Consider the following 14,076-nt stretch of genomic DNA (forward strand, 5'->3'; position numbering starts at 1 on the left):
TTCATATGAATATTACTAAATTTCAATTTTTTTCAAAAAATTATGAAATCGTCTTCAGGCCATTCTTGGCATGTATTCATATAATCCGTAACCTCAACTTTAACGGTCTGTTAGTATATAATAAAATCCATTTGTCTTTAATTAGATCATTTTACAATAAATGCGTCATTTATTAAATTAAAATTTAGAATTACTACAGTTTCTGACAGAAATAGTCGAAGTAGTTTGTTGATTGCTAATGAAATTTCAAATGCTCTATAGACAAAAATTATTTCAGTAGTTTAATCTTGAGGGATGAGCAGGATGTTATAACAATATGACCTACACAATTATTAGGGATAAAAAATCAAGTAGGGAGTGTGAGCGTGCGGTTATTTTATAGCTTATTAGGTTTCATGGTGTTTAACTTGGTGGCTTGTGAAAAAGTGGCCTTAATGACCACGCCTGCTAAAAAACAACAATCATCTAAAAGCCAGCTTGCTGCTCAAGCAGAAAAATATTTTTGGCAAACTCTTCATGAGGGGCGATATCAGGATATTCCCAAAGCAGATTACTTATTGATGGCTGCATATCTCGAAAACCCATACGATTCGAAATTAGCAGCTCATCTTGGTTTTATTCATATTTGGAAAATTACAGAAACGGGAAGAACAAAAAACCATTCCCCATTAATTCCTAATCAAATTATTTTATCTAAAAAATATTTCGCTGATGCACTACAACTAGATCCGGAAAACTCAATCTACCAAGGTTTTTATGGTGATACGCAATTGGTAGAAGGGCAGATTTTTAAAGATAAACGACAAGAAGTTGAAGGATATTTTACCTTAAAAGCCGCAATAAATAATTGGCCTGAATTTAATTATTTTACTGCAGGATATCCAATGAGCAGTTTAAGTGCCGATTCGGAGCATTTTAAAGAAGGGTTAGAGTGGCAATGGGAAACTTTGGATCTTTGTGCGGGCAAGAAAATAGATAGAAAAAACCCTGATTACACCTTATTTATGAACAGGGAAACAACGGTGGGACAGCAACGAGCGTGTTGGAACTCAATGATTGCACCGCATAATTTTGAAGGATTTTTTATGAATCTGGGCGATATGTTAGTTAAATCTGGGGAGCCTGAAACGGGTGTTAAAATATATCAGAATGCAAAATTAAGCAAAAGTTACGACAAATGGCCTTATAAAGACATGTTAGAAAAACGTATTTTGAATGCTAAAGCCAATGTGAAAAATTTTAATCAGAAGTCTAATAATCCAGATCAATCTATTATGTTTAATTCCGGTTATGGATGCGTGGTTTGTCATCAGAGATGAAAACTGACTTAGCATGTCAAACCGAAATAAAGATAAAATTCGAATAAAATGTTATAGTGGAGTTCAATCTCAGCAAAGCCTGAATAACAACATGCAAAAAATTACTATTTATCATAATCCTCGCTGTTCTAAATCAAGAAAAGCATTGGAAATACTCCAAAACAAAGGATTTAATCCTATTGTTATTGAGTATCTTAAAACCCCACTTAATCTCGATCAATTGAAAACATTGCGTTCTTATTTTGCTCTTAAAGACTTTGTTCGAACCAATGAAAATGTTTTTAAAGATCTGGGGTTAGCGTTAGATAATGAAGCCCAAGTTCTGGAAGCCATGCTAAAAGAACCTATATTAATGCAACGCCCAATTGTTACATTTAAAGACAAGGCTGTTATAGGGCGCCCACCTGAGAAAGTCTTGGAGCTATTTGATTAATATTCATCAAGATGACCGTTATGTATTTGTTTTGAGGCTTTGGCACTTGACAACAAGAAGGCGAGAAGCGCAATATCATTATCATATCTCTGCATGATCAGCTGCTTTCAGCTGGTTGCAAGCGATTCTGCTGTGCCTGTTTACTACTAGAAACATTAAAATAAAATGCTAAGGTTAGGCAAGAGGACCATTGGACACATTATTAGGATATATACTGCTTAGGGCGAGATGGCTTATTTTGTTATGCATTTTGTTGAATAGTGGCTGCTTATTACAAGGAACCTACAAGAAACCCTATGTCCACATACCGCAAAAATGGCCAAACAAGTATCCCATTCAAGTTAAGGAATCGGCTTATTTGCCCGATCTGTTCTGGTGGAAGCAATTTAATAGTTCTGAGTTAGATATTTTTATTCAAAAGGCATTGCAGAATAATTATCAGATTCATCTGGCTATGGCGAATATTGAAGCCGCACAAAGCCAATTGAAGCAGATAAAATTAAATTGGTTGCCTAATCTCACAGCTCTTGCAGGTTATAGTCAGTTTCCTGTTTTAGGTAATCCAGGAGCTACAGTAATTGCTTATCCAGCCTATATCATCAATATTTTCCAGTTGTATAAACAACAAAAAAGCGCGCAGTCTGTTCTCGAAGCAAGTATTTATGCTAAATTTTCTGCAAATTTGGTGGTGATAGCTCAAACTGCAGCCAGTTTCTTTACCCTAATTGCTCAAAATGAGGCTTTGGATTTACATAATAAACTACTCAAAGATTATTACGCTTATTTAAAACTGGCTCAAAGCCAATATCATGCCGATTTAATTCCTCTGGATAACATTGCACAAATCCAAAGTCAGATCAAACAAATTGAAGCACGAATTCAGGTTACTAAGCACAATATTTTAGTGAGCAAAAATGCCTTGCATTTTTTATTTAATGAAAATCCAGGAAACATTCAGGTTAATGCACTGTTTAAAAACATTAATAGCAATAAACTGATTCCAGGGAATTTGCCAGCGAGCGTGTTAAGTGCGCGGCCAGATATTCACGAGGCAGAAGCTTTATTAAAAGCAGCTCATGCCGATGTCAGTGCAGTAACAGCTAATCTTTTACCAGCTATTAATTTAGGGGCTTATCTGGGAGAGGGCTCCAACATTGAAGGGTCAATTAAACTGGGGCAAGCTTATATCAATGGTCCAATAATCGACTTTCCCGTCTTTGCCCAGATTGGTGTGAGCAATGCTCAATATAAGTCAATGTATATCAAATACATTACTGCTATTCGTGAGGCATTACGAGATGTGGCAAATGATTTGTCAGCTTATGCAGCTTATAGCAAGCAGTTAGACAATAATCAAGCTGGCTTGGTAAGCGAAAAACAGCTATGCCATTTAGCAGAAGTCCGCTATCGTCATGGAATTGATGATAATATAAACTTGATAAGGTGCCGAATCGAATTGGATAAATTCAAGCTCGCAATAAATCAGAATAAACTGGAAAAATTGTTAGCCCTGGTCAATTTATATCAAGACTTAGCAGGTGGTTATCGTGGGACTTGATCAACAAAAAACCATCCGCACATTGCGATTATCGCTTACTTGTATTTTTCTTTTCCTAATTACCTGGTATTACGAGGTACCAGAGAGTGCCTGGACTTTAGTCACTATATGGTTTGTCATGTATGAATATTCCACTGTCGGCGGGGTATTTACCAAAAGCTTTTTGCGTTTTGCAGGTACTATATTAAGCGCTTTATATGGAATTTTTATCGTGTATTTTTGCGCCAATAATCCTGTGATCAATATCATGGCTTTAGTCCCAGGTTTATTTCTTTACGCGTATTTTTTCATGGGGGGGGATAAAACGTATATTGGGACCATCGGTGCTGTGACTCTGACTATCGTTTTATTGAATTATAATGACATAGATACTGCTGTACTTCGTGTGTTTAATGTCATCATCGGGGTAGTAGGCTCTATGTTTATGATACGATTTTTTTATCCCCAATATGCGAGAAATAAGGTTTTGGAGACTCAGTTAAATTTTATTAACCAATTAGCGAACCTTTTAGAAAGTTATCTGGATTCGACGAAATCTTTGGCTGTGGTACAAGCAGAATACTTGGAATATGAGAAGAAAACGCTTGATGGATTTACTTTGCACAATCGTTATATTGGCGAAGCCAAAATAGAAACCCCCAAAGCTCCATTTTTCATATCCCACGCTGCAGCTGCGATGCAGCATTTTAGACGCCTCTTTCGCATGTTCAGTGTATTTATTTATTGTTTATCAACAGAAGAAATTCGCTCAGACCCATGGGTATGCGATCAACTCCGTATATTATTGAATAACTTAAGAGCACTGCAACGCGAATTGTTGAGACAAAAACCAGAACTTCTTGTCACAGAGCCAGAGGAGGAAATCATTATAGAAACGATTAATATTCAGAATAAAATAGTGACAGAAGCCATTTTTGATAATATGCAGAAAGAAATGACCTTGCTTGAGAAAGAAATTAAGAAAATAGTGTTAATTTATGATGTATATGATATTAAACTAGATGCAATATAAGTATTTTCGGATGGGATGCTTAAATTGAATCAGGGATTGAGACATAAAACATGAGTAGCAAAACCAGAACGAAATTTCCCATAACTATTTTATTGTGTGTCTTGTTTTTCATCTTTATCTATCATTATTCGTATTTATTTCCTTTTACCAATAATGCCTTTGTAGTTACTAATGTGCGTCCTGTTGCAGCCAATGTAAAAGGTTATATCACCAACATCTACGTCCAGAATGAAGAGCAAGTGAAAAAAGGCCAACCATTGTTTACTGTATTCAAAGCACCATATGAGCTTGCTTATAAAAAAGCGACTAGCGATGTTGCAGAGGCAAAAGCTCAATTAGTGGTATTAAGCAAACAAGTGGAAAAAACGGAACATTTACTTCAAGCGCAAAAAGAGCTTTATGAAAAATTCCGTTTTGATTATGAGCATAACAATTCAGCATTACGTGATCATGCCGTATCAAAGCTGTCTGTTAACACCATGTTAAAAGAGAAAAATGCTGCGTTAAGCCAATTAAAAGCGCTAGAAAAAGAATTAGAACTGAATCGCCAGCAAGTCATTGTACAAAAAAAGAAAATTCAATCTCTGACTGCCGTGATGAAAAATGCGAAAATCGATTTAGATGAAACAACGGTGTACGCTAAACAAAATGGTTCGATCCAGGATATGTTTGTTGCTTTAGGCACACCCATCAAAATCCGGAAACCCATCTTTTCCATAGCGGAAACCGATACATTGTTTATCCAGGCTAATTTTAATGAAACGGATTTGCGCCGAGTAAGGCTGGTGATAAAGTCTCTATTTTTCCGCGAATGTATTTCGGATCTAAAATTTATCATGGAGTCATTCTTTCCAGGAATTGGGCTGCTAGCCGATTAGAAACCCACCGTGAGACCCAGATACAAATTGTTCGCAATAGCGAAAGTAATTGGTTTTTATTACCGCAGCGTCTACCAGTGCAAATTCAAATCACTGATTATGATCCAATCAATTATCCATTAAGTATTGGCGCTAGCGCCTACGTATATATACATACTCATTAAGATTTGCGGTTCTATCCTCCGTTTCCCCTCGCACTTCTCTCATGGCAGCGAGTTTCGATAGAGATCTATATATTAATAGAGATCTATATATTAAATGTCATAAAAATTTATTACTTGTAGTCCATTAGAAGTTTTTTTACAGCTAATAAGTCAACATAGGCTTTTTTCTTATCGGATGGATTTCGCAAGAGATAAGCTGGATGATAGCTTACTATAAAGGGAATATTTCCATAGCGATGAAGACTATTACGTAGTTGTTTTAGTGACAATGGTTTATCAAGTAAAAATTGTCCTGCAAAACGCCCTAAAGCCAGGATCAAATGGGGTTCGATGAGTTTGATTTGGTGAGCTAGGTAAGCGCTGCATTGAGAAATTTCTTCAAGAATGGGATCTCGGTTATTGGGCGGCCGACATTTTAAGACATTCGCAATGTAAACATCTTCTTCTGTCATGTCAATGCAATGAATCATCTTATTGAGTAGGCCACCTGCTTTGCCGACAAAAGGTTGACCTCGTTGATCCTCGTAAAAACCAGGAGCTTCGCCAATAATCATCAGTTTTGCTTTCGGATTCCCACGTGAAAATACCGTTTGGCTGCGAGTTTTATGTAAAGAACAGCGTGTACATGAAGCTACTTCAATTGCTAAATCAGATAATTGTCCTTCACAAGAAGGAGTAGACTTTCTCTTAACCCAGATTTCTATTCCTATGGTTTGTAGGTAGTAGTTTGTTAACACATTGGACATAAAAAACTCGTTAACCTAGTAAAGTAACTGACACATTGTAGCAGGCCTAATAAGCGTTCGATACAAAAAACTCTATATCTGTTATATCAAATTCATGATTCTGGATTGATCTTAATTATTATTTTGATAATTTGCTCTTTAATGATATATTTCTTTTAATTATGAAAATACTTATACCAATTTCATTATTCCTGATAAGTTCCTTCGGGTATGCATTTTCTTGTTACGAACCACAACCGATCATTCAAAAGCCTATACAATTTGACGAAGAGCGAATTGCATTAACTAGAGATTACCAATTAACTCACTATGGGATTGATTCGAAGTCCATTGAAATTGAGCCGAAAATGATTGTGCTGCACTGGACTTGTATTCCCAAGTTGGATATTACGCTTCGAATATTTGATCCCCCTGCGTTACCCTCCAGCTCTCCAAGAAGAAGCGAGCTACCAGGAGATTTAAATGTTTCGAGTCATTTTTTAGTTGACCGAGATGGAAGCATCTATCAACTCATGCCAGAAACGTGGATGGCTAGGCATGTTATTGGTCTTAATCATTATGCAATTGGTATCGAGAATATTGGTGGTGTGGATGGAAAAGATGATTTGACCGAAGAGCAGGCCAGAGCAAATGCTTTTCTTGTGTGTTATTTAAAGCAAAAATATTCAAAAATAAAATATGTTATTGGCCATAATGAATATTTGAAATACAAAAAAACCGCTCTATGGTTAGAAAAGGATCCAAATTATCAAACTGATAAAACGGACCCAGGTCCTACATTCGTTAAGAGAGTCAAACAATTAGTCGCAGCTTCTTAAGCCGCGATGAGGGCAAGTCTTAAATATGGATGTCCTCCTTCCACATCACAATTTATTGTTACAAAAAGATAAGGCATCCTAAAAAATCTTTTTTCAAGTCAATAAGTGCCCGATTCTAGTGCGGGTTTTCCGTATTAAATTGCAAATAGCCCTCATTTATATTATTGTTGCTATTCATTTAAAGTTATGAAAAACAGGGAAAAAATGAGAAGGATTCTGACATTAATATTAGGATTGGTTTTAAGTTCTGCTCATGCAGGTGGGCTTGGGGCCTGTGGTGTTCATACTTGGCATGAAGTTGTTTCTAAATCAGGTTCCTGGAAAGTAACCTTTAAAATGATTAGTCAGAATGGTCAATTCGTCGATCCTTCTTGTGCCGATATTACTGAAATCGGATTAACTGAAGATAATTCTTTAACCTATGGATTTAAGTTTAGTAAAGAAGCTGATTTTAATATTGCTTATACAGTGACAGCAGTGAATCAGGATTCAAACTTTCAATCCAAAGCGTGTGTATTTGTTGTTACTGCAAATGGGCCTGCCCAACCTGATATCCAGGCGCTGAGTTATCATGGAGCAGAATGCCAATGGTATGTGGTTAATGGGGTGGGTGAAAATTTTTCTGTTGGATAGTACATACAAAGCTTGCGCCTTAAAACCATTTGTTTTTTTTAAAAACAAGGAACAATATGACGGCGCATAGTACCATTAAAGAAATGGCCCAAAAATAACCATATTTCCAACTTAACTCTGGCATCCAATAGAAATTCATCCCGTAAATTCCAGTAATTAAGTTTAATGGTAAAAAAATCGCCGCAAACGCAGTTAATACTTTCATGGTTTCATTCATGTTTTGCATCAACTGATTGTCAATTTGACCTAATAAGCCATTTAACATATCGCGAAGTGAATCTATTTCATTGACTACGAGGTGACAGTGGTTAGACAAATTATATAAGGAAATGCGACATTGTTCTGATACTGCTAAGATATTTCGGCTTGTAATGCGCATTAATATTTCTCGTATTGCTATCGCATGACGCTTAATTTTCATTACCCCATGTTTTAATTCCATAACATTCGTATAAATGTTTTTATGGCTAATTCGAACTTGGCCATCCAATTGATCGGCTAAATCCTCATAAATAAAGTCAATCTTGGCATAATCATTAATGACACTCTCAAGGAGTAAAAATAATAAAAAGCAAGAAGTTTTAGCATAAGGTAAGGATCTCGGGCAATTATTTAGAAGATCAAATAGGACAGAAGAAAGTTTTGTAGAAGCCGTAAAGCAGTATTTAGTGGTAAGATGAATAATTAAATTATCAAAATTGGCTTCATAATTGGCATTCAAATTCATCGAAGACAAACATTGAATCTGCAGCGTCAATGCTTCATCAATGTCTATGGTGTTTGATCTATTATTTTTGTCAGTACATAATTTGATAACTGGCATTGGTAATCGCAGCTTTTCTAGTAATTTTTTTAAGTCATCTTCTTGTTTTAAGTCACTATGTATCCAATAAATTTTATTTTTATCTTCATAGTTTATATGCAAGTCCTCAATCGCAATTTTTTTCATACTATGATGTTCTAAATCGAATTCAATTGCCATTGAATCAAAAGTATTCATTTCAATTCGTGTCCACTTTTAGATTATTTATAGTAAGAATAGGAAACTTATAGCAGGTTGACAAATTGACAATTAGTAAAAATACTCGCATTCTAAATTTTTACAGAAATTACCAGAGTGTATCTCGTTTTTGTTTAAGCTCAAAAGAATTGAGGGGCGTTATCTTGTTATAATAAAACTCGATACAAATAATTGCTCCATGTGCAAAGATAATACCTCAGGGAAAATGCAATTTTGATAGTTACTAATAGCAACAGTATTTTATTTAACCTAATAAAGCAAAGTATATGAAATAATTAAGACCTATAATTGTCTTATGTGATTTTGAAAAAGCTCATACAATAAAGAGTAAATAACATCAATTCATACAAGGACATCCATGATAAATGTCACAGGAACTTACACCGATCAATATCAGTTGGCGATGACGCAAGTCTATTTTTTGAAGGGGCAGAAGGATCATAATGCAATATTTGACTATTTTTTTCGCGATCTCCCCTTTAAGGGCGGCTATGCCATTTTTGCTGGCCTTGATGATTTATTAGATATTTTAGAACAACTTCGATTTGATGAACGAGATATTGAATTTTTACAAGATCAGCAAATGCATCCCGAGTTTATTAATTACTTGAAACAATTTAAATTCAATGGAACAGTCTATGCGTCAATTGAAGGGGATTTGGTTTTTCCGACACGACCTGTAGTGAGCATTGAAGCAAGCATAATTGAAGCACAAATTATTGAAACACTATTATTAAATATTCTTAATTTTCAAACTCTTATTGCAACGAAAGCCAGACGCATTCGACAGGTGGCTGGTGAGCGTATCTTAGTTGATTTTGGTTTGAGGAGAGCGCAAGGAGCTGGAGGATATTGGGCAAGCCGCGCTGCTATTATTGGTGGTTTTGATTCCACTAGTAATGTTCGAGCTGGACGTGATTATTCTATTCCTGTTTCGGGGACAATGGCTCACTCTTTTATACAAAGTTATGACAGCGAATTACGAGCGTTTTTCGATTATGCAGAAGCATGGCCAGATAATTGTGTGTTGTTAGTGGATACCTATAATACTTTACAAAGCGGAGTACCTAATGCCATTCAGGTGGCCAAAGATATGGAGAAACGGGGCCACAGGCTTAAGGGCATTCGTCTTGACAGCGGTGATTTGGCGTGGTTAGCCAAAAAAGCTAGGCATATGCTTGATGAGGCTGGATTAAATTATGTCGCTATTACTGCTTCAAATCAACTGGATGAATACGTTATCAAAAATTTACTGGAGCAAGAGGCACCGATTGATGCTTTTGGCGTGGGGACAAATCTTGTTATTGGAGCTCCGGACTCAGCTTTGGATGGTGTGTATAAACTAGCATTTGCTAATAATAAGCCGAGAATCAAATTGTCAGATACTCCTGCAAAGATCACCATTCCTTATCAAAAACAAGTTTATAGAGTTCTTGAGGAAGATAATACTTATCAAGGGGCGGATGTTATTGTTCTTAGAACAGAGAAGGAAATCGATATGATGTATCATCCTTTTGAAAATCTAAAATCACTTTCAATAAAGCATTATAAAAAAGAGCCTTTATTGCATAAAGTGATGGAGAATGGTAAGCGTTTGTTACCCAGAAAAACACTGGCTGAAATAGCCCAATTTAGCGAGCAATCTTTTGAAAAATTACCTATGGAATACAAACGCTTTATTAATCCGCATATTTATAAGGTAGGCTTAAGTTCTGAACTTAAAGCAAAGAGGGAGCAGTTGATATCTACACATAAAAGAGTAGGGCTATGAAGACATTAATTATTCTTGATGTTCAAATTGATTTTATGCCTGGTGGTGCTTTAGCAGTGCCGAAGGGGGATATTATTGTTCCTGTTATTAACAGTATGCTGCATCATTTCGATCTCATCATCGCGACCCAAGATTGGCATCCACCGAATCATATGAGTTTTGCCTCTAATCATCTGGGAAAAAAACCTTTTGAAAAAATCAAGGTAGGGGAGATGGAACAAACTTTATGGCCCGATCATTGTATTCAAGGGAGTGTTGGCGCTCAATTTCATCCCCAGTTAAATACTGATCCTATCGAAACCATTTTTCGTAAAGGAACAGATCCCAATATAGACAGCTACAGTGGTTTCTATGACAATTTACACCAAAAAACAACAGGGCTTGCAGGTTACTTAAGAGAGAAAGGTACTGAAAAACTCTATTTTTGCGGTTTGTGTGCTGATATTTGTGTTTATTTTACAATCAAGGATGCTTTTAATGAAGGATTCTCTTGCTGTTTGATTGAAGACTCTACTCAAGCACTTGTGATAGAGGATTTTATTAAAATCAAAAAAGAATTCATAGAACAAGGTATTGATATCATTGAAAGTCGAAATTTACCTATGAATTAAGGTCTTGATTTGAGATAGCATATCTAAACAACCCTATCATCAATAAGTACAAAATGATATAGATCACTGGCAATGAAAATGGTGATATCGGTAATAAACTTAACATCAAGATAACTACTGTGACCAAGCCCATATTAATAAAATTCATTACGGCGGAGCGTGCGCTTTATCTGAAGTGTGGTTCATAGCCAATGTAGAGGCATTTGCAAAAATAAAAGATAAGCCAAAATAAATAAACGTCATAGGGAGAAATAACGTAATAAGGGCTGAGTGATGGGTTAATGTCGCTATCATCATAGCCACTGTTGCAAACCCTATAATAAATAGACCTAATTGGATTCCTACGTTTTGAGAGTATTTCTTTGCAAATTGAGCCGATAGAATGGAGCCTAGCATTAGACCTATGGATGGTAAAATATTGTAAAAACCATAATCGGTTGCATTCATCCCTAATAAGTTCATGGCAATAAAGGGGGCTATTGCTGCAAAAATATAGACAAAGCAAGAAGCGCCCCCCATTAGAGCTCCTCCAGAGATTAACTGCTTATTTTTGAATTGACTGATGTATCCGTGAATAAGATGTTGCTTTTGGAAGGCATCCAGCTGAAGGTGTTTTTGTGTTTCAGGGAGTCCTGTCACCAGAGTCAGCAGTACTATGCCATAAATGCCTCCTACATAAAAGCAGCTTTCCCAGCCATAATTAGTGTTTAAAATACCTCCCAGGGCGATACTTAAGCCGGGGGTTACAGCAAAAGCTAGCATCAGATAAGAAGTTTTTTGTGTTGCTAATTTAGGCTCATAACACTCATTTACAAGAGTAAATGTCATTTTTAACCCTACACCAGATCCTAAGGCTAATAGAAAGCGTCCTAATACAAGTAATGGATACATTTGAATAATTCCTGCGAACACGCAGAGAAAACTGCTTATAATTTGCAAAATAATGCCAGCATAAAGGGCTTTTTTTCTGCCATATCGATTGGCTAAGGGACCATAAATAAGTTGCCCCAAGGCATAACCGATTAAAAAACTGGTTATGGTTTGCTGTGCAGTGTGTTCGGTGATCCCAAAAAAATGACTCATGTCAGGCAAGCTTGGAGTGAATAAAACAGCATTCACTGAAGCAAATGAAATTAATAACATTAAAGTAATAAAAGGAGGAGTAGATGTTGTATGCATGCGATGTCTCATTTTCATTGTTCGATAAATTAAAAACAGTATAATTATTGACTAAAAAATTAACAATGGCATTATTAGTTAATAATTATTTACTTTTTTGCAATAATAAGAGTTGAAATTATGAGTAAATTGGATCGTATTGCTGCGTTTATTACTGTTGTCGAAGAACATAGCTTTGCCGCAGCGGCTAGAAAATATGGCGTGTCTACCGCAGCAGTTAGTAGACAAGTGGCTCGTCTTGAAGAAGATCTGAAAGTAGTTTTGTTGAGGAGATCGACCAGACAATTATCATTAACTGAAATTGGTGCGCAATACTATCAACAATGTAAGAAAGTTTTTATGGAATTGCAAGAAGCGGAAACAGCAATTGCCAGTAGTCAGAAGGAAGCCATTGGAATATTAAATGTGACCAGCAACCGTTATTTTGCCATGAAGTATCTTCTTCCCTATTTGCCTGAATTTATGGATTTAAACCCAAAATTACAGATTAAAATTGAATTGGCCGAGCGGTTTCCCGATTTGGCTCAAGAAGGTATCGATTTGCTTTTTGGTGTTTCTATGGAAGGGCCTTCTGAACTAGTTCGAAAGAGAGTTTCTACGACGCGGTATGTCCTTTGTGCTTCTCCAAATTACCTGGCAAAATATGGTATCCCACAAACTCCCTCAGAGCTCTGTAAACATCGCTATATTACTCATAGTATGCGAAAACCAGATAATTTATTGACCTTTAGAGGGGGCAACGAGATTTATGTTGAACCTACCTTATGGCTGAATGATAGTCGTGCTATGTGTGAATGCGCCATACTTGGGATGGGAATTATCAAGTTACATGAATATATAGTAGCAGAGGCGTTACAAGACGGACGCCTCATTGAGATTTTGCACGAATTTCAAGAGCCTAAATTGTCTGTGTACTTATATTATCAAGCAGCCCGATACCTACAACCTAAGATAAGACGATTTATTGATTTTTTTACTTAAGCAGACCGAGTTAAATACCTAGCGTTTTATTTGCTAAATGGATGCTCAGATTTCAATTTTTGTGATGGAAGAACAATGTGCGCGTAGCTATTCTATGTAATTATTTTTCTGATTGTATAAATGTCACAAAACATGATAATATGTGCACAATTTTAACTATTTGTCTTCTTATTTTTAATTTATTTCGAGCCAAATGAATGATTTATCATGTCTTGAGAAGCATTCTAGGTATATTTTCAGTTTTTAATTTTCAGAAGTGATTATGCAAAAAAAATACAATTATTATAGCCTTGAAAAAGAGCGAAAAAAATTCTGGGATCATATTGTAGATATTTTGAAAGCCCCATTTAGGTTACCAGGCTGGGTTGTTTCTTTTTTTCTTGCGCGAAATATTACTCATGTGGCATTAAATCCAAGTAATGTTCCAAGACAACGTTTAGTACATCTGACTAGAACCAGCAATCGAGCAGAAGATGATATTGTTGTCATTAACTTTAAGAAGAGGCCTTATTACAAATGGATTAATGATGTTTTAATTAAAATAACGAATACTATAGCCGCTCTTCCCTTCATAACTCCAAGGTTGCGTACAAGACTGCATTATGATAATGACAGAGATATAGACCAAGTTAATAATTTGCTGAAAGAAATTGATGCACTTATTGATGGCACTTCGCAACAGAAGGGTTGTCAAGGAAGAATATTTGATTGGTCGCAAATTCATTTAAAAGGTTTGGAATTTCTGGACGTCAAAATGAGAGGGTATGTTTTTGAACAACTGCATGCCAAACACGGTTCAATTTCGTATCAGACAAAGCGAAAACCCCATATCGAATTTTTTACATTAAAAACTCCAGATGGATCAGAATTAGATTCCGTTCAGGTCATAGGTCAAGATGAAGAAAAAAAACCTATGAGTGAACGCAAATTTATTATTACTTGTATTGCTCGG

At 35.9% G+C, this 14,076-nt stretch carries 12 protein-coding genes and 2 pseudogenes; 11 read left to right on the forward strand and 3 right to left on the reverse strand.

Annotated elements, in window-relative coordinates; genetic code table 11:
* The first annotated feature begins 365 nt into the window (after window positions 1-365).
* The 5 genes and pseudogenes from OK13_RS08900 (at window position 366) to OK13_RS08920 (ending at window position 5,364) form a co-directional block, all read left to right on the forward strand.
* Window positions 366-1,319: a hypothetical protein gene (locus OK13_RS08900; protein ID WP_035890270.1), complete on the forward strand. Its 954-nt coding sequence runs from the start codon at window positions 366-368 to the stop codon at window positions 1,317-1,319.
* A gap of 91 nt (window positions 1,320-1,410) precedes the next feature.
* On the forward strand, window positions 1,411-1,752 hold the full coding sequence (arsC, locus tag OK13_RS08905; RefSeq protein ID WP_035890290.1) for an arsenate reductase (glutaredoxin): 342 nt from the start codon (window positions 1,411-1,413) through the stop codon (window positions 1,750-1,752).
* A gap of 214 nt (window positions 1,753-1,966) precedes the next feature.
* Window positions 1,967-3,310 carry a TolC family protein gene (locus tag OK13_RS08910; RefSeq protein WP_035890292.1) on the forward strand — a complete coding sequence of 448 codons (1,344 nt, stop codon included), beginning with the start codon at window positions 1,967-1,969 and terminating at the stop codon, window positions 3,308-3,310.
* The gene (locus OK13_RS08915) at window positions 3,300-4,322 is read left to right on the forward strand and encodes an FUSC family protein (protein ID WP_035890272.1); all 1,023 of its coding nucleotides are present in this window, start codon (window positions 3,300-3,302) and stop codon (window positions 4,320-4,322) included. The genes OK13_RS08910 and OK13_RS08915 overlap by 11 nt, the downstream gene beginning before the upstream one ends.
* Before the next feature lie 50 nt (window positions 4,323-4,372).
* Window positions 4,373-5,364, forward strand: a pseudogene (locus tag OK13_RS08920) (HlyD family secretion protein).
* Window positions 5,365-5,474: 110 nt separating this feature from the next.
* Here OK13_RS08920 and OK13_RS08925 read toward each other — a convergent pair.
* On the reverse strand, window positions 5,475-6,110 hold the full coding sequence (locus OK13_RS08925; protein ID WP_035890273.1) for a uracil-DNA glycosylase: 636 nt from the start codon (window positions 6,108-6,110) through the stop codon (window positions 5,475-5,477).
* A 161-nt stretch (window positions 6,111-6,271) separates the two neighbouring features.
* On the opposite strand from OK13_RS08925, the gene OK13_RS08930 reads away from it, so the two are divergent.
* A complete protein-coding gene (locus OK13_RS08930) occupies window positions 6,272-6,928 on the forward strand; it encodes an N-acetylmuramoyl-L-alanine amidase (protein ID WP_035890277.1) in 657 nt (218 codons plus the stop codon).
* Between the two features lie 204 nt (window positions 6,929-7,132).
* Window positions 7,133-7,561, forward strand: coding sequence for a hypothetical protein (locus OK13_RS08935; protein ID WP_035890279.1), 429 nt, complete (start codon window positions 7,133-7,135; stop codon window positions 7,559-7,561).
* Window positions 7,562-7,580: 19 nt separating this feature from the next.
* On the opposite strand, the gene OK13_RS08940 is transcribed toward OK13_RS08935, so the two are convergent.
* On the reverse strand, window positions 7,581-8,561 hold the full coding sequence (locus OK13_RS08940; protein ID WP_035890280.1) for a magnesium transporter CorA family protein: 981 nt from the start codon (window positions 8,559-8,561) through the stop codon (window positions 7,581-7,583).
* A gap of 379 nt (window positions 8,562-8,940) precedes the next feature.
* Here OK13_RS08940 and OK13_RS08945 point away from each other — a divergent pair, with 379 nt between their 5' ends.
* A complete protein-coding gene (locus tag OK13_RS08945) occupies window positions 8,941-10,353 on the forward strand; it encodes a nicotinate phosphoribosyltransferase (RefSeq protein ID WP_035890281.1) in 1,413 nt (470 codons plus the stop codon).
* Window positions 10,350-10,964, forward strand: a complete 615-nt coding sequence (pncA, locus tag OK13_RS08950) for a bifunctional nicotinamidase/pyrazinamidase (RefSeq protein WP_035890282.1) — start codon at window positions 10,350-10,352, stop codon at window positions 10,962-10,964. Before OK13_RS08945 ends, pncA begins: the two co-directional genes overlap by 4 nt.
* Window positions 10,965-11,111: 147 nt before the next feature.
* Here the strand turns inward: pncA and OK13_RS08955 are convergent, their stop codons facing one another.
* Entirely contained in the window at window positions 11,112-12,143 is a 1,032-nt protein-coding gene (locus tag OK13_RS08955; RefSeq protein WP_241480486.1) for an MFS transporter, read from the reverse strand.
* Window positions 12,144-12,263: 120 nt separating this feature from the next.
* Here OK13_RS08955 and OK13_RS08960 point away from each other — a divergent pair, with 120 nt between their 5' ends.
* Window positions 12,264-13,124: a LysR family transcriptional regulator gene (locus OK13_RS08960; protein ID WP_035890284.1), complete on the forward strand. Its 861-nt coding sequence runs from the start codon at window positions 12,264-12,266 to the stop codon at window positions 13,122-13,124.
* Between the two features lie 262 nt (window positions 13,125-13,386).
* Window positions 13,387-14,076 (forward strand): annotated as a pseudogene (locus OK13_RS08965) (Dot/Icm T4SS effector SdbA); the annotation flags it as partial.

The organism is Legionella norrlandica, from assembly GCF_000770585.1.
GTDB lineage: Bacteria > Pseudomonadota > Gammaproteobacteria > Legionellales > Legionellaceae > Legionella > Legionella norrlandica.